Below are 23,146 nucleotides of genomic sequence, written 5' to 3' on the forward strand. Positions count from 1 at the left end.
ATCAATGAAACACCTAAGAGTGGTATAGCAGATTACACTTCTGTCTCTTTTGAGATAGGAGTTTTTTATTTTTCTACCTGTATTAAAAAAGTGCACATTTTAATGTGAAAAAGAGTGGTACCGCGGAAAGCCTCCTTTCGTCTCTTACAAGCAATTAGCTTGAGATGAAAGGGGGCTTATTTCTATTATAAAGGAGTGACATATATGTCAAGAAAAATCTATGTATTAGACACCACTTTAAGAGATGGAGAACAGGTACCGGGAGCAAAGTTGAATTTAAATGAGAAGTTAGAGATTGCGAGACAATTAGTAAAATTAAAGGTAGATATGATGGAGGTAGGTTTTCCATCCTCCTCAAAGGGAGATTTTGAGGCTGTTAAAGCTATTGGTCAAATAGCAGGTAAAGATGTGATGGTAACAGGACTTGGTAGAGCAGTAAAATCAGATATTGATGCCATTTATGAAAGTCTTAGAGGAGCAGCAAATCCAATGATTCATATTGTACTAGGGTCTTCCAATGTGCATATGGAAAAGAAATTTAGTAAGTCACCCACTCAAGTACTAGAAATGGGCGTAGAAGCGGTAAAATATGCTAAAAGTTTGATGCCACAGGTACAGTACTCTTTAGAAGATGCTAGTAGGTCTGACTTCGAATATATGTGGAAAACTATAGAGGCTGTAGTTAAGGCAGGAGCAACTATTATTAATGTTCCTGATACTGTGGGCTTTGCTGTTCCAGAAGAGTTTGGAAAGCTGATTTGTAAAATCAATGACCGTTTGATGAATCTTAACCCCAATGTTATTTTGAGTGTACACTGCCATAATGATACAGGGCTTGCTACAGCTAACACTTTAGCAGCTATTAGAAATGGTGCAAACAAAGTTGAATGTACCATTAATGGAATAGGAGAGAGAGCTGGTAACACTTCTTTAGAAGAAGTCGTCATGGGGATTAAACTTCATCCAAAATACTATAGAGGTGAAACTAATATTAATATAGAAGAGATTTATAAAACTTCAAGAATGGTAAGTGCCATTATGGGATTAGATGTTCAAGTTAATAAAGCAATTACAGGGGAAAATGCTTTTGCCCATTCTTCAGGTATTCATCAAGACGGACTACTTAAATCAAAAGAAGTCTATGAAATTATCACTCCAGAAGAAGTAGGTGCACCTCCTATGGAGATTGTATTAACCGCACGTTCTGGTAAGCATGCTTTTAGCTATGTGACTAAAAAGTTAGGCTATAATATACCAGAAATAATAGAGCCTGAAGTTTATAAAAGTTTCCTTACTATGGCAGATCAAAAGAAAGAAGTCTACGATAGCGATGTGATGACTTTGTTAGAAAGCTATACTGAAATTACTAATAATAAAGAGATAAAATTATGGCAGCTTAAGGAGTTTCAAGTAACTGCTTCAAGTCAGATGCAAGTTGCCACTGTTAAGCTTCAAAAGTCGGAGAAAATGATTACAAGAAGTGAAAGCGGAGAAGGCGCTGTAGATGCACTTTATAGTGCTATTATAAAAGCAGTAGATCAAAGCATAGATTTAATGGAATATCGCATCCATAATCTGGGAAGAGGTAAAGAAAGTCTTGGAAAAGTTGTTGTGCAAATTAAGCACGAAGGAAAGCTTTATCAAGGAAAAGCAATTGAAAAAGATGTAATGAAAGCAAGCGGTATTGCACTCATCAATGCTATTAATAAGACACTATTAGATTCAACTAAGTAATAGATTAACTAGGACTATCATCAATTAATATGATAGTCCTAGTATTTTTAGAATAAAATGTTGATAAATAAAAGTAAAAGTCATAGGAGAAATAACAAGATGATAAAAGGAATATGACATCTTATGTCAAATGTGTTGAGGTAAATAATGAGCAACTATAAGATAAAAGTGCAGATTACATAGGAGGGGATATAAATGAAAAAAGTGAATAGGTTATTAATTATGGGGCTTAGCATAAGTATGGGAACAGGAATGATTTATGCCACAGATATAACTAGCTTAGAAGAACAGCAGTATACTATACAAGGCGAGTATGCCACTCAAAGCTATGTAACTAGAGACCCAGTATATGATTTAAATGATTCATCAGTTAACAGAGCAGAATCAGAACATTTTCAAATCATTTGGGGAAATGGCGATACAACAGGAACAGTAAACAGACAATTTGTTTTAGGAAACCTAGAGAATTTAGAAAACATAAGGACATTTTATTTGGATAAACTAGGAATGGGTGATCCGGCTACATCAACTAGTACTTATTTTGGAAATACTAAATATAAAACAAATGTTTATATTGCAGCAACTGGACTAGAGAAGATAGAAACAGATTGGGCATATATGTCTGTAGATAAAGACGGATTTGGGTATGTAGTTATGGCACCAGGAGCTATGAGAGTTGATCCACCAAGTTGGGTAGTGCCTCATGAATATGCTCATGTTGTAACCTATCACCAGGGAGGAAACATACCTGGTGAATGGTATGAATCAATAGCTAATTGGTATAGAGATCAGTACTTAGGAAGTGAGTATTATAAGTATGGTAATAATGTATATGGACCTGCTTCTGATTTCTTTGCACCAGTTGTGTTAAATTCAAATTTATATTTTCCACATCTAAAAAATTGGTATGATGATTGGGCAATCCTACTTTATATAACAGAAAATCCAGATCAAGTAGATGGATTAGGACTGGAGCTAATGCAGAAATTAGTTCATAATAACCAATCCGGAAATATGTTCGAAGTTCTAGAAAAATTATCAGGTCAACCCATTAAAGACATATTGGGGTATTATGCAAGAAGAATGGTGACAATGGATTATAAAAGGCAGGATAGTTATTTGTCTTTCTTGAATCAATTATTAGAAGAAAGTAGTAATAGAAGTAAAATTTATACTACATTACAGCAAGAATCAGATGGCTGGTTACATGTATCAGATGAAAGAGCACCTCAGCAAGGTGGATATAATATTGTACCACTAAGTGTAGATCTATCTAAAAAAGTGGTAGAAGTTGATTTTAAAGGCAAAGAAGGTATTGAAGGAGCTGACTGGAGAGTAAGTATAGTGGCCAAAACAAAGTCAGGAGAAACAAGATATTCAACAATGTGGAGTAATGGCATCAATAACTTGAACTTACAAGGTGATGAATCAGAGATATACCTAGTTGTTTGTGCTACACCAGATAAGATGAATGACTTAGAAGTGTTTAATGAAAATGCTACAGGAACAAAATATCCATATGCGGTGAAAGTTGCTGCAAAAGATAGGACAGATGTAGAAGAAGGTGATAAAACAGGGCTTTCTTTATCTGTAAAAAATACCAGTGGGGCTATAACTAGTACAATTGCTCAAAAATATCAAGTAACTGCAAGTGATGAAAAACAATATGATCTTTCCAAGTTAACTATCAGGTATTACTACACAGCAGAGTCAGCAGAGGTGCAAACCGTTTCTAATGACCATTCAGCAATAAGTTATAATGTTGCACCTTGGTATGTAGATACAACCAGTTTGACTAAAGCAAAATCTATTGCTATAACATCTTCTGAAGACGCAGACCATTATATAGAAATTAGTTTTAACACTATGGAAATATACTTAAATAGACAAAGTATCTTAAGTGTAGATTCCAGATTGTACAACCAAAATTGGAGTAATTATAATCAGGTCAACGATTACTCATACAATAAGGGCCCTGCATTATTTTATGAAGGAAAGCTTATAAGTGGGAGCGTACCAAGATAAATAACTATTAAAAAGAAAAATACAAATAGATAAGCATAAAATTTAATGAAAAGCATAAACTAAATTTATTCTTAATCCTTTAATATGATGGATTTTAAGGGGTTAAGAATAAATGTGTAGAAGGAAAGAAAAAAATATAAAAAAAGAGTTGACGTATGTAACAATATGGTGTAACATAGTAAAAGTCAGCGGCGAGGAAACAAAGAAACAAACGCAGCAAATAATAATGAGGCCCATTGGTCAAGCGGTCAAGACACCGCCCTTTCACGGCGGTAACACGAGTTCGATTCTCGTATGGGTCATTGTTAGTTTATCTAACAAAAGCCGGGGTGTGGCTCAGTTTGGCTAGAGCGCCTGATTTGGGTTCAGGAGGCCGCAGGTTCGAGTCCTGTCACCCCGATTATCTAAAACGACTTCCTTAGAAGTAGGCTTTTAGATCTAATGTGGGTCACTAGCTCAGTCGGTAGAGCACTTGACTTTTAATCAAGTTGTCCCGGGTTCGATTCCCGGGTGGCTCACTTTTTTATATGGCCCAGTGGTACAGTTGGTTAGCACGCCGCCCTGTCACGGCGGAGGTCGAGGGTTCGAGTCCCTTCTGGGTCGTTTAAGTGATTTTTAATTGCTTAATTTTTTAACAAGTGGTAATATTACCATTATAAGGTCGCTTAGCTCAGCTGGGAGAGCACCTGCCTTACAAGCAGGGGGTCATAGGTTCGAGCCCTATAGCGACCATTAATGTGCCCGAGTGGCGGAACTGGCAGACGCACAGGACTTAAAATCCTGCGAGCTAACCCTCGTACCGGTTCGATTCCGGTCTCGGGCATATTTAAATAATTAAAGTGTGATTATATAATTGGATTGTTCAAAAGCTGGTAGATGAAGGCCGATGTGGCTCAATTCTAGCGCAGATACCAAAGGTATCAAGAGGATTGCTAATTGGTGCACACGTATAGAAGACTAACCTAGCCAAGGACTAGTGTCGTCAATGATTTCAATTATATTATGAATATGCCGACGTGGCTCAATTGGCAGAGCAGCTGACTTGTAATCAGCAGGTTATCGGTTCGAGTCCGATCGTCGGCTTTACAAAATGAATATTTTGTATCTATGGAGGGATTCCCGAGCGGCCAAAGGGGGCAGACTGTAAATCTGTTGCGATAGCTTCGAAGGTTCGAATCCTTCTCCCTCCATAACCTATATCGCGGGATGGAGCAGCTAGGTAGCTCGTCGGGCTCATAACCCGAAGGTCATAGGTTCAAATCCTGTTCCCGCTACCATAAGATTAGCGCGAACTTGGCGCTAATACATGCCCAGATAGCTCAGTCGGTAGAGCAGAGGACTGAAAATCCTCGTGTCGCTGGTTCGATTCCGGCTCTGGGCATTTAAGAAAAGGTACTCTTTAACTAAGAAAGCTTAGTTGGGGGGTATTTTTTTATTGTTAAATTTAGATTTCAAAATATTTCGTTTAGTTGATAGTAATGTTACAGAATGAATATTTAATAGTCAGCCTTGATATGAGTGTATATACTTGATAATGTGAAGCTTCAAATAAAAAATCTATCCACTCAAGTTAAGGAGGTCATACTATATGAATATAAATAGCATACTAGGAAACATAATAGATGGCGTTTATAACGGACCTTCTATTAACCAAAGAGAAAAAATATATAATGATATTAATGCAGAAATAGTTGTAATAGCAACAGTATTACCAGAAAAAACAACTATCAAACTTAGCGAAGTATCTGGATTTACAGAAGCAAAATTACAAATCACAGGTATTATAGCTGGAGAAGTAAATAAACAGGAAATTATCAAAGTACAAGAACCTTATATGGAAAGTAGCTATAGAGGTAGAGCTTGTATGATTGTTGAAGGTGGTTATGAACCTGTAATGGTTGATAAAGAATACATTTTTTATCTTAATAGCATAAAAGAAGTAAATGAAAATGGTAAAGTGAGCTATAAGATTAGAAAAAAGATCCCCCTAAAAAATATTTAAATAAAGCTTGTTGTAAAAAAGGACTGTTACAATAAACAGTCCTTTTTGCGTGCAAATTTATGTAGTGTAAAACTATCAAGGGGTTTCATGAAATCTTAATAGTAAAAAGTATTTAATAAATAATTATAGTGAACATATAGACTATATCTTTTGATAAATAGATTTTAAGCATTATAATAGAACATAGTAGGTGTATATAAATAAAATATTTATAAACAATTTTAAACTAAGGTAATTACGGTATATGATAAAAGTAGAAAATGGAGAATGGGCATAGAGAGGGTGAGATATAGATGCTTGGACGTTTATTAATAGTAGAAGACGATGAGCAAATTGCAGATATTTTAAGAGAATATCTAATGAATAAAGGCTATGAGGTGAACTGGGCTTCTACAGGGAATGAAGGTTTAGAAGATTTTAAAATGAAAACGTATGATCTTCTTATTGTAGATATTATGCTGCCTGGAATGGATGGCTATAGCCTTTGTCAAAGTATAAGGTGGGTTAGTGATGTCCCCATCTTAATTATTAGTGCTAGAAATAAAGAACTAGATAAGATTAAAGGGCTAAAAATTGGAGCAGATGATTATGTGACAAAACCCTTTAGTTTGCCTGAAGTAGAAGCTCGCATTGAATCACTGCTAAGACGCTATAAACGTATGAATAGCAGTGAGGAACAGGAAGAAATTCATCATTATGAAGGTGGATTAAGTATCAATTTTAATCGTAAGCAAGCTTATTTAAATGAAGAAGAATTAAATTTAACAGCAACAGAGTGGGCGCTATTAACCATCTTAGCAAAAAATCCTCAGCGACCTTTTACTAAAAAAGAACTTTATGAACATATATGGCACGAAGAAGATATTGAAAGTAGTAATACGATTACCGTACATATAAAACAGCTACGAAACAAGCTAAAAGAAGATAGTAAAAATCCTAAATTTATCGAAACAGCGTGGGGCATTGGCTATAGGTTTATAGGAGGCAGGATTCAGTGAAGCTAAAAACCTATTTAATCATATCTCACTTATTGGTTCTTTTAACTCCTATATTAACGGTATGCATTTTATACCAAGCTAATAGCGCTTATAATAAACGAACAGAAGTAAAAGACTACTTAGCTTCTAGTATAGAGCTTTTTAAGTACGAGGAGTTATTAGACAAACCTGAGCTTTACTTAAATCCAGATCAAGATATGAAGTTAGAAGAACTAGAAGCTAATGAAAATGTAGAAGTAGTCTTATATGATGCGAACGGGAAGTCTATTTATTCTACTGTGCCAGGATATGAGTACATGTTGTCTAGAGAAGGCCTTTATAAAAATCTGAATGAAATTCAGCATACTTATAATACCGACACGTTGAAAAAACTTGTTTTTGATGAAGGTCATATTGTTGGTTTCTATAAAATTACTATTGCTAGGGAGAATCTAAAAAATACTATAAGATATAATATTATATTAAGTTGTGGCTGTTTTATACTAGTTAATATTTTGATATTTGGCCTAGCTATTAGAATGATTAATAAAAGATTTAATGAGCCTATTAAGAGAGTTATTAGAAGTATGAATGACTATGCCAAGGGTAATAGTGAGGTTCATATTACTTATAGGGCGAGTGATGAAATCGGAGAATTATGTGCTCATTTTAATGAAATGAAGGATAACTTAGAGAAGAATAAGCATTTAATGGAACAGGAACAAAAAGCTAAAGAATATATGATTGCTACTATCTCGCACGATTTAAAAACGCCTTTAACAGCTATAAGAGCTTATACGGAGATGTTTAAGCTAGGAGATGTTAAAGATGAAGTAAGGTATGAGGAATACTTATCAACCATTTTAAATAAATGTGACTATATGAAAGATATGCTAGATGATTTACTGACTTATAATTTATTAACTATGGAGTATGACTTAGGCCTTGTAGAAGTAGAAGGTGAGGAATTCTGTGATATGCTCTTCTCAGGTATTGAGGGTATGTGCGAAGCGAAACATTTAAGTTTAGAGCAAGCCATAGAAGTTCATGATGACTATTTAGTAAATGTTAAATATATGACTAGAGTGGTAGATAACATTGTAAGTAATGCTATACGGCATACACCAGATTACGGAAAGATTTGGATGGGAGCTTTTTCTACCAATGTTAAATTACCGGAGTGGGTTCATGAAGTAGGAAAAGAAGCTTTAGAAAAGTATAAAACGCCTGGTATGTGGCTTCTGATTATAAACCAAGGAATACCTATTGCGGAGAGAGAAAGGGAGAGTTTGTTTAAACCATTTTATCAAGGGGATGAAGCACGTAGTAAGAAAGAACATAAAGGTGTGGGATTAGGCCTTAGTATTTCTAAGATGATTATGAGTAAGCACGGTGGTGCAATAGAAGTAGTACCAATTCCAGAGGTGGGTAATATGATGGTTTGTTATTTGCCAAGTATTACTTCGAATAGGAAAGGGGAAGAAAATGAGTAAAAGAGCTTGGAATTATATCTTATATTTTTTTTTAGTAAGTAATCTGTTAGGAATAACCAGTGGTTGTAGTTTTTTTGCATCAGAGGGAGTCGCAGAAGCTATGGTGCAAGGTGATGAAACTATTAATACCTTTTATGGTGAAGCGGAGATTAATCAATATCAAGATGGGGAACTTTTGTCCAAGACAAATTACAAAGAGTGGAAAGGCGATAAAAATAAGTATCGTATAGAGTATAAATTTACAATAACAGATGCATATAAGGAAGCAGTTGATAACGGATTAATAAAGGGGGAAATTGAAGCTGATGAAGAAATCGATGTAACTAATGGGGATCAACTCATTGCATATGTGCCTGCTAAGGATATTTATTATATTAAACCTGTGTCATTAGCAGATGAGGTCAATCCTACGGTGTGCCAAGGTATTAATCAAGTACTTCGTTCTGGAAGTTTAAAGGAATATGCCCTGGAATTTATTAATGAAGTGAGTAGTAGTCATGATGTTACAATTAAAGATAATGTAAAAATAGGTGGCTATACAACACAATATGTATTAGCGGTACCTAAGCAGGGTAAACTAGGTGAGGCCACTGTGGAACTTTGGATTGATCAAGATAGCTGGATGGTTATTAAGAGTAAGAGTACCATAGGAAATTTAATAGTAGAGCAGGAATATAAGGATTTCACCTTAAATCCTAGAATAGATAAGGAAAAGTTTATCATGGATATTCCTAAAGATGCAAAGGTAGTTCATTTAGATGAAAATCTAGATATAGTTAATCAAGAAGTATCTCTGAAAGAAGCTGTTGATTGGCTTAAAGTTCCGATTTTTTATATACCTGATGAGAAGGTTGCAAAAATGAAGGAAGCACGCTATATAGAAACTAGCAATCAAATTTATGCAAGAGTGGAAATTACATATCTAACTCCAGAAGGGGAAGAGTTTATTGTACAGAATATGCCAAGTAGCAAACTTCAAGAAAGCTTCGAACTTAATTGTGAAAAGATAAAAATAGGTGAGGTAGAGGCAATTTTTGTAGAACAAGCACCGCTGAAGATTATAGAGTTTGCTAAAGAAGGAACCCTTTGTGATCTTTATGTAAAGAATGGTGAAATTAGTAAGGAAGAACTCGTTAAGTTAGCGGAAGCTCTAGAAATAAAGAAATAAAGAAATAAGATTATAGCAAGCTACATGGGCTTTATAGTGAGGTAGCTTGCTTTTATTATGAGTATAAAGTCGAGCCTATGGGGCTAGGCTTTGATGCAGGACTCTGATTTTTGAGGATTGATATGATGAGTGGAGAGTTTTTTAACATTAAGTGCAAATGCAAGAAACAGCATAATCAGTGTGAGAAGTAACATGGCCCCTATAGGTAGGTAATTAGAAGTAGTAAGAGGAGGGGATGTTAATGCGTCTGTGGCTTCGATAAGCCATCTGGTAAAGGTAAATTTGCTAATAAATTGAAAACCAGAAGGCATTTTAGTTAAGGGTAAAAAAGCACCACCAAGTAAAGAAAGCAATAATCCAATAGAAGAAGCTAAGGTACTAGCAGAAAGCTCATTGGAGGTTAAGCCTACTATTAAAAATGCAAGGGTAGAGCTACTGAAACTGATTAAGCCTCCTATCAGGATAAATGAAGGTAATGAAATATCTAAAGGTAATTTAAAAACAAAGATGAGACTAGCTATTACAGAAGTTTGTAGCAAGGTCATACCTAAGTTATACAAGAAGAAACCACTGACATGAGATAATGCATGATGAGGAGATAAACCATAGCGTGTTAAAAGGCCATCAGCTTTTTCTCTGTGAATAGAAACAGCTAGTAATGTGGCGGTAATAATCATGACTAAAAAGATAAAACTCATACTTCTACTAGCAGTAGAAAGAGAAGCATCAGACTGATTTTCTAAGAGGTTACTAAGAATAGGAAGTTCACCTAGGTTAGTAGGATGATTGAGTAATGCATTTAATCGATCTCTAAGACCTGCATCTAGGCTAAATGCTTCAAAGGTGTTATCAGCTTTTAGTTTAATAATAGCAGCATACTTAGAAGTCATTAGATCTGAATAAAGAGAATCAGCATCAACAGATGTTAGTGTAAGCCTTGGGATAGACAATGACTGTTCTTTTAGGTTTTTTATAATATCTGAATGATAGGATTCACTAATAAGGCCTAGGTGTATGGAAGGTTTCATTTGACTCGAAAACAAAATGACTAAGCAAGTAGTGATAATAGGTAATAAAAGTGTGAGTAAAAGCTGAACAGGATGCTTTTTATTTTTTGTCCATTCTTTTTTGAAAATAAGCCAAGTACACATTAGATAAAGGCCTCCTTTTGCATTTTTATAGTAGAACCTACAGTGAAGATAATACCTAGGAATAGAGTAATGCATAGAGCAAATATATAAAATAAGTTATTGTGATCATAAAGTAGCTTAAATAGTCCTTGGTTAACATAGGTAAGAGGAGAAAAATAACTAGCAATTAAAAAACCTTTACCTAAGCTACCAATAGGGAAAAAACTACCTCCTAAAAAGCCCATAATGAGCAGAGGGGTACTTACTAGATTTTTAACGGTCATAAAATTTTTAGTACATAATCCAATAAAAGTACCAAGGCTACAAGACATATAGCCAAAGACACCAAGGAGTGCTAAAACCTGTAAGAACTGCCCCTGAAAGTTAACTTTAAACAGTAATTTGCAAGCTAGCATGACTATTAGGTTGAAAGCAAGGATAACCAAGGTAGAAGGTAAAATCTTATAAAGTACAAGGGTGGATCTATGAATAGGTGACACAATAAAACGTGAGCCAGCATTAAAAAGTTGTTCTTCTCTAGCAACATAAATCAGTGTAATAGAGGAGAAAAAAGTATAAAGTGGTAAGGAGACTACAGTGTAATAGCTATAGGAAGAAATCCCTTCTATTCCTGTATAGTAACCACTGGCTAAGTAGCCTAGAAGCAAAATCATAATAAGGGGCATTATAATACCATAGCTTATTAAAAATGAGTCCTTTATCCTTCTTCTAAGGCCAAAAGAAAAAAGTACTTTTAATTCGTTCATCATTATCTCCTCCTAATCCCTTAAAGCCGTGCCGGTTAAGTGTAAAAAGATGGCTTCTAGGTTATCTGCGCCATAAGGTAGATATTTGGCTTTAATATCCTCCAAAGGTCCTTCTTCTAAAATTTCACCATGATCTAGAATAATAACTCTAGAGCAGATAGCTTCTACTTCTTCCATGTAATGAGAAGTATAAATAATAGTTGTGCCTTCTTCACAGAGCTTCTTAGCTACTTCTAAAATTTTATTTCTAGATTGAGGGTCAATACCTACTGTAGGTTCATCCATAATGAGAAGCTTAGGTTTGTGTACAATAGAACAAGCAATATTAAGACGTCTTTTCATACCGCCAGAAAAGGTATTGGGATATTCGTCTTTATGTTCTAGGAGGCCTACATAATCAAGAGCAGTCTTAGTAGCTTCTTTTAAAGCAGTCCCTTTAATGCCATAAAGCGAGCAAAAGAATTTCACATTTTCATAAGCTGTTAAATCTGAAAAAACAGCAATATCTTGAGGAACAAGACCTAAGGCTCTTTTGTAATCATAGTTATAATCTGCTACCGGTTGTTCTTCAAAGATAATACGACCTGCAGTAGGGTCTAAAAGTGTAGTGACCATATGAAGGGTAGTACTTTTACCAGCACCATTAGGACCTAAAAAGCCTAAGATTTCTCCTGGTTTTATAGAGAAAGAAATGTCTTTAACGACGGCTTTGTCACCAAAGCATTTAGAAAGTTGATGAACTTCTAATAAATTTTTCATAATACAACTCCTTTACTCAATGTTTTATATACAACGTTGGACATAAAGCTTAAAAAACAATAAATTGAAATTTGTCTCGGTGTTTATGAGAATTACATCTGAGAGAAAATAAGTGGATAGGAATGTCTTCCGTTGTTCCGGTTCACATTTTTAGAGCACTAAGCTCACTTATTTAGATGAAAGGCAGAACTCGCTTCGCTCAGACAGCTGCCTAAAACCCATCTAAAACGTTCACTAAGTGCTTCTAAAAAATGCTCCCAAGTCACTACTCCAGACACCCCTATCCACTTATTTTCACAAACATTATTGACCTCATAAACATCCAAGACAGTGACGCAGCGTGGAAAGAAGGTGTAACGACAGTTAAAAAACATTCAGAATCGGGGGCAGGCGCCCAGAGCAATAATGTATCAAGCTTCACATAAGTATTATAGTTAGTGGCCTATTGAGGATTAGAAAGTAGTGTAATAAGCTCATCAAGGGCCATTTTAGAATCTTGAGATTGATCAAGAATTTTTTTCTTTAGTTCAGAGATGCGATTATTTTGGTTTGAAAGAGAATGGCTTTCCTCAAGTGCATCAAAGTTAAAGCCAGCAATAAATTGTTCCTGTTTTTTACCTAGCTCAATAATGCTATCATACTCTTCTATTAAGGCTTCATGCCATTTAATAGCATATTCAAGGTTAACAAGAGGCAGTTCGAAGGTAAGCTTATCTAGCTTGAGGCTATCTTTCGTTACTTTCATATTTTGCCAATAGCGCCAGTAGTCTTCTCTTGCTTTAAGGTTTTGAATATGCTGATTGATAATTTCAATGGCAGTTTCTTTGTCTAAGCGATTAAGCATAGAAGGAAGTACAAACTTCTCAGAAGCAGAAGGCATGAGTTCTTCATTTAATTTTTCTTCTAACAAGGTATGAAGGGTTTTCTTTCCTAGGTCAGTAATTTGATAAATGCGTCTTACTCTAGAACCATGCGTTTCTTCTTTCACTAAAGTAATTTCTTCTTGTTTTTCCAGTTTAGATAGGGCGTAGTAAATAGAGCCTGATTTGATTTGGGTCCATTGCTCTAGGCCTGTTTCTTGAATGAACTTTTGAATTTCATAGCCATGAGTTGCTTTGATATTGAGATAATATAAAATAAGTGTGCGTACCATATAAAGCTCCTTATCCAATGTTGGTTAATATAATGCTATATTATACCCAACGTTGGATAATGTCAATACAATATAGAAAATTACATTAAAACAATAAGCGTTTTATACATTAACAAAGTAGGAGAAGTAAAGTAGAATAGGGGTAACTTAAAAAGTGAAAGACATAAGGAGGATAGATATGGAGCCGATAGAGAAGAATTTAGAAACTATGGCAGCATTAGAAAAAGAGAATAAGTTTTATAATAATCGCCCGATAAAAACGCTTTTAACTTTATACAAAGGAAATTACTTAAAGCTACTGCGTGCTTTTGTGTGTTTCTTTGTTAAACACTCACCAGTATGGTTTACACCGATTGTGGCAACTAATATTATTAACATTATTAGCTCAGGAGAAGGTGATCAGCTTCATAAGATTGTTATTAACGTAAGTATTTTACTAGTCTTAGTACTCATTAATATACCATCTAATTATTTATATATACGCTACATCAGTTTAGCTACTAGACAAGTGGAATCAGATATTCGTATTAACCTCGTAAAAAAACTCCAAGTATTATCTATTCCTTATCATAAACATTTGCAAGCTGGAAGACTGCAAGCCAAAGTGTTAAGAGATGTAGAAGCCATTACCACTTTATCTACACAATTTTGTAATAGTATTGTTCCTATTATTTTAAATCTAACAGTAGCTTTTACGATTACGATTAGTAAAAATGGTTCTGTGGCCCTATTTTTTGCATTATCTATGCCTGCTTGTTTCTTTATAGTGAAGCTTTTTAGAAAACGTATCCGAAGAACGAGTAGAGATTTCCGTAAGAATATAGAAGAAATGTCTGCTACTGTATCTCAGATGGTAGAGATGGTACCGATTACAAGAGCTCATGCTTTAGAACAGGTAGAAATTGATAAAGTTGATAGTACAGTACATAAGGTAAAAGATACAGGCTATAAAGTAGATGTACTCAATTCCTTTTTAGGTTCTTGTAGCTGGGTGTCTATTCAAGTTTTGCAGGTGGCATGTTTACTTTTTACAGGTTATTTAGCTTATAAAAAAGAAATACAGGTAGGGGATATTGTCCTTTATCAAACCTATTTTGCTACAGTCCTTAACCAAGTGTCTGCTGTGATTAATATCTACCCTGATATTGTAAAAGGCTTTGAATCTATTAACTCAGTAGGAGAGATTTTCTTAGCAGAGGATGTAGAAAGACATACGGGTAAAAAGAAGCTCAAACAAGTAGAAGGGCATTTTGAATTTAATAATGTTAGCTTTAAATATGAAGATGGTCTAGACTTAGTTTTAGATGAGTTCAATTTAGATGTAAAACCAGGAGAATGTATTGCTTTTGTAGGAGAATCAGGGGGAGGAAAAACGACTTTATTAAATCTTCTTATCGGCTTTATGAAACCTACTAAAGGAACACTACTCTTAGATGGACAGGATATGACGACCTTAGACCTACATGATTATAGGCGTAAGATAGCGATGGTTCCTCAAAATACTATTTTATTTTCAGGAACCATTAGAGATAATATTACCTATGGGATTCCCACTGTAAGTGAGGAGAAGCTCAATGAAGTTATAGAAGCAGCAGCTTTAAAAGAAGTGATAGAAAAACTTCCATACGGGTTAGAAACCTTAGTAGGAGAGCATGGTGATATGCTATCAGGTGGACAAAAGCAACGTATTGCGATTGCAAGAGCTTTGGTAAGGGATCCAAGTGTGATTATCTTAGATGAAGCAACTTCAGCTCTTGATAATCAGTCAGAAATGCATATTCAACAAGCTATGAAAAATTTGATTAAAGGTAGAACAACCTTTGTAGTAGCCCATAGACTTTCTACTATTATTGATTCAGACCGCATCGTTGTCGTAAGCGGTGGTAAAAATATTGAAAACGGAAGCTATGAAGAACTCATGGCAAAGCAAGGAGCTTTCTACGAACTTGCTAAAGGACGTATTAGCTAGTTTTTAACCTATATATATCTTATAAAAACACAGGTGGCATTTCAGTAAAATGCCACCTGTGTTTTTATAAATAACTAGTCATTACTTTTTAAATCTAGAATTTGCTCTTTTCCATCCATAGTAATAGTAACCTGAATAGATTCTTGTTTGATTTCTACCACACCGCCTGTACTACCTGATCGTATTGTGAAGATAGTATCAGTTGGGGGCGCCTCATCATAATTTTCACTAAGTGAGCCACCACCGTGGCTATATTCATAGGAAATACTTAGATTTTTTACTTCTGATAAATCAGAGAGATTCTTTTTATATGTTGCTGTTAATAGCTTATCTTTTTCGCTAGTAGTATCTAATTTTCCGTTGCCCTCGGTAAAGGTTATGATATTATCTACTATATATTCTACGTGCCAGGATTCATTTTCGCCTGAATAAGTATAATGATGTTCAATAATTTCTTTGTTAGAACAGCCTGAGGTAACTAGTAGTAGCGTAAGGAGGAGGAGGTTAATGGATTTTTTCATTTCATTGCTCCTTTTATTATTTTATGAATTCATGTATCACTAGTAGTTTCTGTAATGCTTAACTTAAAGTGAAGTAGTATCTATTTTTTTATTAAAGTGACAAGAGTATTTTCTAGCTCTTCTAGGTTCCCCTTTTCTAGAGATTTTTCTCCATAGCGAATACGTTCATATGTAACTGAATCTATAGATGGTAAATGAGATTGATCCTTTGCTAAGTTTGCTAATTCCTTTGGCGTATGAGATGCTTTAAAGGTTAGTCCTTGTAGTTTGAAGCCTTCTAGAAGTAGTTTAAAGCCAAAACGATATTTAGCTTCATTGTTAGGCAACTTAAGGAATTCCTTAAGCTGCTTTTTCCATCTGTTTTTATTAAGAGATGGAGCCTTATTTTGAAGAGTCGTGGTAAAGGAGACCTCCTCGATCGTTTCATCATAGAATAAATTAGGCGGTTTTGTGACTTCTTTTAATCCAAATAAAATTCCATATAGTTTTATGAAAAGTCTCTTGATGAGTTTAATAATATCTAGTAAGCATGCTATGATATATTTTCTAAGAAGGATAATCAGGCTAATGATAATACACCAAAATATAACTTCCCAGAGATGACTAGTAGTAGATTCACCTACTAGTTGCGTAATAACGTCCGTATTTTCTCTTGTCTGTGTTGCCAAATCATCGCCTCTAGGCATGAGACTGCTGATGAAGTTTAGTATATAGCCAATCAGCAATATAAACACTTTGATGATGGTAAGTAAAATGTTACCTATAAGCTTCCTTAAAGGATAGACAATAAAAATAAAGCTCATGACTAAACATAGCCACTTAGTATTATTCCGTCTAATATTTGTTATCATAGGTGTATTTTTCCGTGATCTTTCCAGCATCTCATCTAAGTTAGCTTGGTTATGTAAGAAAATATAAAGTGCGATGACGGCAACAAATAGAAGGGATATAAAGCTATAGTTCTGTGCAATCATAGCACCCAAATCAATAAATGCAGCAACAATGCAAATCTCCCAAGAAATAATCTCTGTATAGTGAAGTCCATAGCTTTTATAAAACTTGCCATAAAATATAAGAAAAAGAATATACCAACAAACAATGAGGCCAATGTAGTCCTTATATATAAGGAGAGCGTAAGTAAAAGGGAGTCCAAAGCTTAGGAGGTAAGTAACTATAAGTAGGAGATACTTTCCAATAATAGAAAGACCATTTTTACGGAGAATATAGTACTTAAACTTAGCCTGAAAGTAACCTAAGTAAGCACCTATCAATAAGGTTACAGCGTTTATACTAAAAGATGTAAGGGTACAATTAATCTCACCAATATAAGCTACTAGAAATAAAATGGGGATGACTGTTAAAAAGAAAGTCCATAAAGCTAAATGAGGTAATAGTTTAGAACTAGAAGTATTCATCTTAGCTCACCTTCTTTCTAGTAGTGTGGTCTAATACATAATAAATTTCTAAATCAGGAAAGTGCACGGCATCTTTAGAGAATGATAAAAAGTAGACTTTAAAGTGAATCCCGAAACGTTCTTTTTCTCTAATAAATGTTGCAATTTCTTCATCCATAAAAGCTGTAATAAGAGTGACATAAGGAGAGGTGATTTCTGAGTCATACTCCTTTAAAAACTGAGAAAAATGTAAAGTAAAAGTTGTTTGTAGGCCAGCTAAGGAAACAAAGAGGTCATGAATATGGGTATAGCCCCACATTTCTTTAGAGACTAAACTTGTCTGAGCATCCAAAGTGGCAGCATTAGCCATGAGCTTAATAGGAATGCTTCTAGGTAGTGTATATTCAAGTTCACCAGCAGCAATTTGAATGGCTAGTTCTAGCTTATCATCTGTCATTTCTTCTCGAAGCTGAGCTTTGTTTAGCTGCATATTGATAATAACAGTCATATTTTGCTGAGTAGTAGCTTCATGATGACGGACCATAAGCCGATTATGTCTAGCACTCATGCCCCAGTGGATTTGATTCATAGTATCCCTTTGGGTATACTCTCTAACACCTGAAACGGTAAAGGGATCTTCTAGTATAAAGCGTCTTACTACCTGATCACCTTGAAGCTCCTTATAACCAATGGGAGCAATGTCCAAAAGTACAGGGGTAGGCAGTACAACTAAGCTGCCTTTAACAAAAAATAAACTACTATATTTGCAAAAGCCAAAGATGTCATTGGCCACAATGGTAGTATCTTCAATATGATAGATACCTCTCTTAAGACATTTAGCCTTCCAGGCTCTAGTAACACGCTTTTTTCCAGCGATGCTAAATAAGCTGGCTAAAGAACGTGTTTTATCATTAACGGCGGAAGTATTACCAGCAAAATCGAGATATTTACTAGTAGAAATTTCTGATTTTAAGCTGGAGATGGGCAGGGCTGTGGGATTAGTTACAGTTTCTATGATTTCAATATCAGCACCTTCAAAAACTTCATCTACACTGAATTTACATTCATAACCTATGTAAGGAAAAACTTTAGTTAAATAGATTTGATGTTCAATAAGAATACCTAAAATAATAAGAAAACAAATGCCGAAGATTTCCATAATTAGTCCTCCTATTCAATAGGTACAGGTACTTGGCTTAATAAGTCCTCAAAAATCCCTTCAAGGGTATGTACATTACTAGCTATTTGATAGCCATTATAAATGACCCGGTGAAGAGCTACATCTTTGACAATAGCTTTTACATCATCAGGAATAACATAGTCCCTACCAGCCATAGCTGCAAAAGCCTTAGAAGCCTTAAACATAGCTAAAGAACCTCTGAGGCTCAGGCCAAGTTTAAGCCTTGAATCCTGACGAGTGGCATTACTAATAGCTACTATGTAAGCTTTAATACTATCGCTTACTTTGACCTCTTTAACGGCTGCTTGGGCTTCTAAGATTTGTTCTTTAGTTACAACACATTGAAGGTCATTTAAAGGAGAGGCATTAGCCTGACTAGAAAGTACATTTATTTCATCAGCCTCACTAGGATAACCCATACTAAGGCGCATAAAAAAACGGTCCAATTGGGCTTCTGGTAAAGGAAAGGTACCTTGAGTTTCAATAGGATTTTGAGTGGCGATAACAAGGAAAGGTGCTTCTAGAGGATAAGTAATGCCATCTACTGTTACTTGAGCTTCCTCCATACATTCCAGTAAACTAGATTGAGTTCTAGGAGTAGCACGATTAATTTCATCAGCTAATAAGATATGTGTGAAAATTGGACCAGGCTTAAAGATAAAATCTTGTTCTTTTTGATTGTAAAAGTTAATACCCATAAGATCAGAAGGAAGTAAGTCAGGGGTGAACTGAACACGCTTAAATTGGCAACCTAATGATTTAGCCAGAGCTTTAGCAGATGTGGTTTTGCCAGTGCCAGGGATGTCTTCCAATAGAATGTGACCGTTGCATAAAAGTGCCATAATGAGTTTACTAATTTCTGTATCCTTACCTTTAATAACCTTTGTCATATTACCTTTAAGCGATGAAGCTATTTGTTCTACAACTGATAAGTTCATTGAGATTCCTCCTAAATATTTTGGAATTGCGACGTAACTACTGAATGATATTACAAACAAAAATTTGTCGATGGTTTCACTGGGCTATTTGGGCGGAACGGAGAGAGGGTGACTATCCTACGTGATTCCGCTCCACATTTTCAGTAGGCACTAAGCTCACTTATTTGGATGAACTCCCACAAACTCGCTACGCTCAAACACGTGGGCTAAGTACCATCCAAAACGTTCGCTAAGTGCTTACTGAAAATACTCCGAAGTCACCCCGTTAGGACAGCCACCCTCTCTCCGTTCTACCAACAATAACGCGTAAAGTTACTCTCCTGAAGTGTTTTCAAGAAGAAAGAAAATAAAAATAGGAAAAACTTAATATGTTATTGCTCTAATCTTTTCCTCATTTTCACCCATACGTATTTCTCATAAACGCCCAGACAAATCTTTATTTGTTCGACTTTTATCATATAGTATATCCATACAACTACCTTAAGTATAGCTGATGATTTCTGAGTTTAATATATGTATATCTAAAGAAAAGAGGAGGAATTAACTGGTTATTTTGACAGACGCAAATAAACTCCCCAAGTCACAGATTCCTGTAGCCCAGAGAGTTTATATAGGTTGTTCTTCGATATTCACTAATTTAGTACCTCTTTCTCTTATATTCTTAAGTTTTAATCTAGATCATATGCTTTTTTAGCTGCAGTATAGTTAATACTGGGTTTAGGTGGCTTAGCTTCTGTTAATGCAACTTGTCTTACAATAGAAGTATTGGCCAGCATAATGAGAAATTTTTCACCAGCTTCATTAGTTGTCACCTTAGTTTTAAGAGCTTCTGTAGGCAACGTATGCATTTCTTCACTGTAGCCTTTAAGTGCTGAACTAGAGTTTACTTTTCTAACGCGTGTCATCTCTGTATGCAAGGAAGTTTTGAATTCATCGGCATGAGAAGAACTAGTAGAAGTGGGTGGTGAAACATTACAAGTATTAACGATGCTAGTAATAAGATTAAGCATAATAAACACCTCCTATATAACTATGTTTTTGTGAACACTGGCATCACCCTTTCTTTGTTTTTTGTATTATATATATCGACAAAATAAAGAAAAAATACATAGTAAACTGGAAAATTGCTTTTCACGTTTTATTAGGAAGTCGGCTTTTTGATTACATATACATAAGTGTAAAGCGAAATAAATAAAGTAAAAATAGCTTCCCGAGTATAAAGAATACTTGAGAAGCTATTTTTGTTGCTATTCATAACGGCTATAAATTAAAATTGTTCACGGCTATTTGCTATGAAGAGCACTGTAGAAAGCACAAAAGCCACCAAATAGCATGCCGGTGATAGGAAAGACTAACCAACAAATGCCCCATAGATTAAAGACGAAGCCTAAGAAAAGAAAAACAGCAGTAGCTAAAGGCCATACAATACCAGCAACAGCGCCAATGAGTTTGTCTTCTTGCTTTTTCTCAGGACTAAACTCTTCTAATTTTAAAAGTCTTTTATAGGCCTCAGGAACCATGCCTGTGTAAATAAAGATATTAACAGCCAGAGCAATCATGACTAATAAAACACATACGCCAGCGAGAGTAAGATTATCGCTAAACATAGAACCGATAAAAATAGGTACTGGTGAAAGGATACAAAGACTAACCCCAGTAATAATGGCTAGTGGTTTTTGTGCATTTACACTAGGATATTCCTTAGATAAAATAGCTTTAGCAGAATTGCTTAGTTCAAACTTACCTTCTTCAATGAATTTAAATAGTTCTAGCTGAGTACCTGGAAAAATGAAGAGTCCTACAGCAGGAACAATAAATAAGAATAGCATAATGACAGGGAACATGCCTTTAGAGTTAGAGTTGGCTTGCTTGAGAATTATATCGGCATCAATAAGAGCAATACAGCCAATTAAAGTGGCAACACCTAATAAAATTAAAGCAACACCTAAACCAACAAAACGTGCACTTTTTCGCTTAAGGCTAATAAAATTTCGAGCATCTTCCAAGCTAAGTGTAGGACCTACTGGCTTATTTAAGCTGAGCTGAGACTCAGAAGACACGTTAATATTCATTTCTTTTAATAACTCATCGATATTTCCAAATTCAGAGATGACGATGCCAATGGCTTCATTTTCTGTTTTTCCACTAGCTTTTAGCTCCTCATATTTATCCCCCATATTGGCCAAAAGCTCATCTTTTAGATTTAAAATCTCTTGTGTTTGTGGTAAAGATTGAAAAACATTGTCTAAATAATTTTTAATAATTTCCATACTAATCCAACTCCTTTATAAATCTATTGATAACATTTTGGGTGAGTTCCCATTCTTTGCACTTCTCCTTATAGTAGGAGAGACCTTCTTCGGTAATTCTAAAGTAAGTACGTCTTTTTCCTTGTGTTTCTTCTCCAAAGTAAGAGGTAATATAGCCATTCTTCTCCAGTCTATTAAAGGCAGAGTAGAGAGTAGTTTCTTTCATGACATATTGTTCTTCTGTTAAAGTACGGATGTTTTTAGAAATTTCATAGCCGTAAGAATCTCCTTCTATTAAGAGATACAAAATGATGGTGTCATTATAGCCTCTAATTACGTCGCTACTAATCATGTTTTGTGCCCCCGTTCTATTACTACGATAGATGTACTACGACAGAAGTAGTACGTCTGATGAAGTAAGTGTAGCACAACTACTACGACAAGTAAAGTAATTTTTTGAATGAGTTTAGACTATTTGTAAAATGACCTTAGAAAAAAGAAAAATAGTACAAGACCTCTAAATAAGCTAGGGTTCTTGTACTACCAGGATAATTGTTTATTTTATAAAGTTATTGAAGTTAGTTTGAGCTGCTTTAGCTTTGCCACTTCCAGTCAGCATCAGTTGCACCGATTTCAAAATGATATTTTGCAATACCTAAATCTACTTTTGTATAGAAACCTATTCCAGCTTTTGCTGTTATAGTGTTTCCTTCTAATGTAAAGTGAAATTTCTGCTGATTCATTGATGTAGGAGCAAGCATGGCAGCTTCCATACCTTTTCTAAACCACTCTGGCATTTGACCGTCTACTTTACAAAGTGTTTCTATTGGCTTACTTTTATGTGCTGTACCCTGTGTTTCACCATAACCTAAAGCAATGACACAGCAAAGTTTTTCTCCTTTATCTATTTTACAGGTACTTTTACCTTTACTATAGGTTAGAGCTACCCAACAAGTAGAAAGTCCCAGTTGTGTAGCTTTTAGAACAGTTTTTTCTCCCCAATAACCACACATTTCCTCGAAATCTTTTCCTTTCTTTCCAACTATAGCAATATAGTTAGTTACATTTTTGAATGAACCATAATGTGCCATGAAACTATTAAAGGCATTGGGTTCATCTATACATAACTGAATATGCATACCACTTTGTTTATTACATTCATCTATATAGGCCCTAAGTTCATTAACTACCGTTCCTTCTATTTTTTGTGTTTTATAACTACGTACTGAATGTCTTTTTTGCATTGCTTCAACTAGATTCATTAATCATGACCTCCTTTAATTATTATTTATTTACTGTCTTATTTTGAATAATAGCTCTCATCACTTCGGGTATCAATTGGTGCAAAGTCCTGAACAACTTCATAAATATGATTCATAAGCTTTATTATTTTCATCCATTGTTCCTTGTTTGAATCCATATAATAATAGTTTTTAGTTCCCACTCTACGCATGTTGATAATGCCCGCTTCTTTTAGTAGCTGTAGGTGATGTGATACTGCGGGACGAGAAAGATTTGTCTTTTCTGTAATTTCACCAACTCTTATGCCGTCACAATTACTCTCTAAAAGTGTTAGAATAATTTTCTGCCTAGTTTCATCACCAATAGCAGTAAAGACCTTGCTGCATTGTCTAAATTCTGTTGCAATATTTGCTAACCTTTCTTTGCATTGTTCCATTTAGCTTCT

General features: G+C 35.0%; 20 protein-coding genes, 10 tRNA genes and 1 other annotated feature (1 of these 31 only partly in view). Of the genes, 17 read left to right on the plus strand and 13 right to left on the minus strand.

The features are described 5' to 3' along the window. Window positions 1–148: a binding site (T-box leader), on the plus strand; it begins 170 nt to the left of the window's first position. 56 nt (window positions 149–204) lie between these two features. The 16 genes from EKH84_RS03635 to EKH84_RS03710 all read left to right on the plus strand — a co-directional run bounded on the left by EKH84_RS03635 (window position 205) and on the right by EKH84_RS03710 (window position 9,399). Further along, window positions 205–1,734 carry a 2-isopropylmalate synthase gene (locus EKH84_RS03635; RefSeq protein ID WP_127065175.1) on the plus strand — a complete coding sequence of 510 codons (1,530 nt, stop codon included), beginning with the start codon at window positions 205–207 and terminating at the stop codon, window positions 1,732–1,734. A gap of 195 nt (window positions 1,735–1,929) precedes the next feature. Then, window positions 1,930–3,759 (plus strand): DUF6055 domain-containing protein, encoded by a 1,830-nt coding sequence (locus EKH84_RS03640; protein ID WP_127065176.1) that lies wholly within the window; start codon window positions 1,930–1,932, stop codon window positions 3,757–3,759. Window positions 3,760–3,989: 230 nt separating this feature from the next. Beyond that, a tRNA-Glu gene (locus tag EKH84_RS03645) sits at window positions 3,990–4,061 on the plus strand. Window positions 4,062–4,084: 23 nt separating this feature from the next. Continuing rightward, window positions 4,085–4,159 (plus strand) — tRNA-Pro (locus EKH84_RS03650). Window positions 4,160–4,204: 45 nt separating this feature from the next. Further along, window positions 4,205–4,277: transfer RNA gene (locus tag EKH84_RS03655), tRNA-Lys, on the plus strand. Between the two features lie 11 nt (window positions 4,278–4,288). Then, window positions 4,289–4,362, plus strand: a tRNA-Asp gene (locus EKH84_RS03660). 56 nt (window positions 4,363–4,418) lie between these two features. After that, a tRNA-Val gene (locus EKH84_RS03665) sits at window positions 4,419–4,491 on the plus strand. Window positions 4,492–4,498: 7 nt separating this feature from the next. Further along, window positions 4,499–4,582 (plus strand) — tRNA-Leu (locus EKH84_RS03670). 187 nt (window positions 4,583–4,769) lie between these two features. Then, window positions 4,770–4,842 (plus strand) — tRNA-Thr (locus tag EKH84_RS03675). 26 nt (window positions 4,843–4,868) lie between these two features. Then, window positions 4,869–4,949, plus strand: a tRNA-Tyr gene (locus EKH84_RS03680). Between the two features lie 10 nt (window positions 4,950–4,959). Then, window positions 4,960–5,036, plus strand: a tRNA-Met gene (locus EKH84_RS03685). Window positions 5,037–5,067: 31 nt separating this feature from the next. Beyond that, a tRNA-Phe gene (locus EKH84_RS03690) sits at window positions 5,068–5,140 on the plus strand. Window positions 5,141–5,347: 207 nt separating this feature from the next. Continuing rightward, complete coding sequence (locus EKH84_RS03695) at window positions 5,348–5,761, plus strand: hypothetical protein (RefSeq protein ID WP_013655174.1); 414 nt, start codon at window positions 5,348–5,350, stop codon at window positions 5,759–5,761. A 293-nt stretch (window positions 5,762–6,054) separates the two neighbouring features. Then, window positions 6,055–6,759 (plus strand): response regulator transcription factor, encoded by a 705-nt coding sequence (locus tag EKH84_RS03700; RefSeq protein ID WP_127065177.1) that lies wholly within the window; start codon window positions 6,055–6,057, stop codon window positions 6,757–6,759. Continuing rightward, on the plus strand, window positions 6,756–8,231 hold the full coding sequence (locus EKH84_RS03705) for a sensor histidine kinase (RefSeq protein WP_127065178.1): 1,476 nt from the start codon (window positions 6,756–6,758) through the stop codon (window positions 8,229–8,231). Before EKH84_RS03700 ends, EKH84_RS03705 begins: the two co-directional genes overlap by 4 nt. Further along, complete coding sequence (locus EKH84_RS03710) at window positions 8,224–9,399, plus strand: LolA family protein (RefSeq protein WP_127065179.1); 1,176 nt, start codon at window positions 8,224–8,226, stop codon at window positions 9,397–9,399. The genes EKH84_RS03705 and EKH84_RS03710 overlap by 8 nt, the downstream gene beginning before the upstream one ends. A gap of 83 nt (window positions 9,400–9,482) precedes the next feature. On the opposite strand, the gene EKH84_RS03715 is transcribed toward EKH84_RS03710, so the two are convergent. From EKH84_RS03715 to EKH84_RS03730, 4 genes are all read right to left on the minus strand, one after another. After that, complete coding sequence (locus tag EKH84_RS03715) at window positions 9,483–10,550, minus strand: ABC transporter permease (protein ID WP_190283475.1); 1,068 nt, start codon at window positions 10,548–10,550, stop codon at window positions 9,483–9,485. Further along, window positions 10,550–11,296: an ABC transporter permease gene (locus EKH84_RS03720; protein ID WP_243118636.1), complete on the minus strand. Its 747-nt coding sequence runs from the start codon at window positions 11,294–11,296 to the stop codon at window positions 10,550–10,552. The genes EKH84_RS03715 and EKH84_RS03720 overlap by 1 nt, the downstream gene beginning before the upstream one ends. A 12-nt stretch (window positions 11,297–11,308) precedes the next feature. Beyond that, the gene (locus tag EKH84_RS03725; RefSeq protein ID WP_127065182.1) at window positions 11,309–12,055 is read right to left on the minus strand and encodes an ABC transporter ATP-binding protein; all 747 of its coding nucleotides are present in this window, start codon (window positions 12,053–12,055) and stop codon (window positions 11,309–11,311) included. A 442-nt stretch (window positions 12,056–12,497) separates the two neighbouring features. Next, window positions 12,498–13,208, minus strand: a complete 711-nt coding sequence (locus tag EKH84_RS03730; protein WP_127065183.1) for a PadR family transcriptional regulator — start codon at window positions 13,206–13,208, stop codon at window positions 12,498–12,500. 178 nt (window positions 13,209–13,386) lie between these two features. Between EKH84_RS03730 and EKH84_RS03735 the strand changes: the two genes are divergently transcribed. Then, window positions 13,387–15,177, plus strand: a complete 1,791-nt coding sequence (locus EKH84_RS03735) for an ABC transporter ATP-binding protein (protein ID WP_127065184.1) — start codon at window positions 13,387–13,389, stop codon at window positions 15,175–15,177. 74 nt (window positions 15,178–15,251) lie between these two features. Here the strand turns inward: EKH84_RS03735 and EKH84_RS03740 are convergent, their stop codons facing one another. The 9 genes from EKH84_RS03740 to EKH84_RS03780 form a co-directional block, all read right to left on the minus strand. Continuing rightward, window positions 15,252–15,698 carry a hypothetical protein gene (locus tag EKH84_RS03740; RefSeq protein WP_127065185.1) on the minus strand — a complete coding sequence of 149 codons (447 nt, stop codon included), beginning with the start codon at window positions 15,696–15,698 and terminating at the stop codon, window positions 15,252–15,254. 80 nt (window positions 15,699–15,778) lie between these two features. Continuing rightward, window positions 15,779–17,113, minus strand: coding sequence for a hypothetical protein (locus EKH84_RS03745; RefSeq protein ID WP_127065186.1), 1,335 nt, complete (start codon window positions 17,111–17,113; stop codon window positions 15,779–15,781). Window position 17,114: 1 nt separating this feature from the next. Next, window positions 17,115–18,251, minus strand: a complete 1,137-nt coding sequence (locus EKH84_RS03750) for a DUF58 domain-containing protein (RefSeq protein WP_127065187.1) — start codon at window positions 18,249–18,251, stop codon at window positions 17,115–17,117. A gap of 11 nt (window positions 18,252–18,262) precedes the next feature. Then, window positions 18,263–19,210, minus strand: coding sequence for an AAA family ATPase (locus EKH84_RS03755; RefSeq protein ID WP_127065188.1), 948 nt, complete (start codon window positions 19,208–19,210; stop codon window positions 18,263–18,265). Between the two features lie 668 nt (window positions 19,211–19,878). Further along, window positions 19,879–20,220, minus strand: coding sequence for a hypothetical protein (locus tag EKH84_RS03760; RefSeq protein ID WP_127065189.1), 342 nt, complete (start codon window positions 20,218–20,220; stop codon window positions 19,879–19,881). A 273-nt stretch (window positions 20,221–20,493) separates the two neighbouring features. Next, window positions 20,494–21,480 (minus strand): permease prefix domain 1-containing protein, encoded by a 987-nt coding sequence (locus EKH84_RS03765; RefSeq protein WP_127065190.1) that lies wholly within the window; start codon window positions 21,478–21,480, stop codon window positions 20,494–20,496. Between the two features lies 1 nt (window position 21,481). Next, window positions 21,482–21,811, minus strand: coding sequence for a PadR family transcriptional regulator (locus EKH84_RS03770; RefSeq protein WP_013655189.1), 330 nt, complete (start codon window positions 21,809–21,811; stop codon window positions 21,482–21,484). 241 nt (window positions 21,812–22,052) lie between these two features. Next, entirely contained in the window at window positions 22,053–22,721 is a 669-nt protein-coding gene (locus EKH84_RS03775) for a nitroreductase family protein (protein ID WP_127065191.1), read from the minus strand. Between the two features lie 38 nt (window positions 22,722–22,759). After that, a complete protein-coding gene (locus tag EKH84_RS03780) occupies window positions 22,760–23,137 on the minus strand; it encodes an ArsR/SmtB family transcription factor (protein WP_127065192.1) in 378 nt (125 codons plus the stop codon). Window positions 23,138–23,146: the final 9 nt, after the last annotated feature.

It is taken from the genome of Cellulosilyticum sp. WCF-2 (assembly GCF_003990395.1).
Classification (GTDB): domain Bacteria; phylum Bacillota; class Clostridia; order Lachnospirales; family Cellulosilyticaceae; genus Cellulosilyticum; species Cellulosilyticum lentocellum.